The following is a 1,412-nucleotide window of genomic DNA, read 5'->3' on the forward strand; positions in this document are numbered from 1 at the left end:
TCGGCCTGATCGATCTTCACGGACTTGACTTCGACCGGGGACTCGGAACCACCGATGTTGGCCATGGCCACGGTGAAGTTGTCGAGATCGGACTTCTCGAAGGAGTTGTTCTCCTGGGAGGTGGTGTCGGCCAGATCGGCGTTGTCGTTCATGGCCATGTCGTAGGGCAGGGAATCCATGGCGGACAGGCCGAACGTGGCGGCCAGCTGGATGCCGATGCCGTTCGTCGCGATGCGATCGGCGGTGGTGCCCAGCTCGCTCAGCGGGATGGCGATCTCGTAGTGGTCGTCCATACCGGCGGAGTTGTGGCCCTTCTCATTGAAGTTGACCCACTTGGTGGAGCTTTCCTTGTCGGCGCTCATGTCGCCGACCACACGGCCGTTGCTTTCGCCCCAGCCGCCGTCGATGCCGATGACGTCCTTGCTCAGGATGCCGTTGCCATAGCCAAACTTGATGCCGGAGGCCTTGGTGTTGGTGGTGGCGTTGGCGGTCTTGCCGTATTCGGCGTTGGCGTCGAGGCCATCGGCGTCACCCTTGTACACCCACGGGCCGTTGGCGCCGTTGGTGGAGATGGTGATGACCTTGTTGACCTTCTGCTTGCCGCCCCAGGTGATGCCGGAGTTCCACAGCGTGCCGCCGGTCTTCAGGCCGGCGTCGTTGCCGACGCGGGTGCTTTCATCCTTGGTGTCGATGGCGATGTGGAACGGCAGGTTCTGCGTCTGCCACAGGTGGCCCTGGGAGAGCGGGTAATCGTCGCCCGTATCGACCACGTCCTGGACGTTGGTCATTTCCCACATGAGGTACAGGTTGTCGTCATCGTAGGCGCCATACAGCGCGTACAGATCGATCGGCACCTCGTACATGGAGTTCGGACGGTACACGCGGGGATCGTCGTTGGCGGCGCCCTGCGCGATCAGCATGGAGCTGTCCCAATCGGAGATGCTCGCGCCCTTGCCGGCGTTGAAGTTGATGGTCTTCTTCACGCCGTTGCCGACCTTGTTCGTCCCGTATTGCGAGGCGAGGTTCTGTACCGCCACATCGATCTTCTTGGCGGTGGTCTTGCCGGTGAGCTTGGTCCCGTCCTTCGTGCTGGTACCGGTCACGGTCACAGTCACGCTTTCGCCGACGGAGAGGGTGGAACCGACGGTGATCACGTCGCCGTCCTTGAAGGTACCGGAATCGCCTTCGGTGGTGGTGTACTTGAGATCCTTGGCGTCCTTGGCGTGCAGGGTCACCTTCGTGGTGTCGGAGGTGAAGGTGGCGCTGGAGGCTTCGGCGGAAACGTACGGCTTCTCCTCGGCCTTCAGGTAGAAGGCGCTCACGGCGCCGCCCTTGGCGGTACCGGAAGTGATCTTGCCGCCCTTGACGGTGATGGAGCCGCCGTTGACCTCATCCGGGTAGGTGCCGTCGTC

General features: G+C 62.5%; 1 pseudogene. It reads right to left on the minus strand.

Going from position 1 to position 1,412, the window contains the following annotated elements:
- Positions 1-1,412, minus strand: a pseudogene (locus KIH75_RS09995) (hypothetical protein); the annotation flags it as partial.

The organism is Bifidobacterium pongonis (genome assembly GCF_019331805.1).
GTDB classification, from domain to species: Bacteria; Actinomycetota; Actinomycetes; order Actinomycetales; family Bifidobacteriaceae; genus Bifidobacterium; species Bifidobacterium pongonis.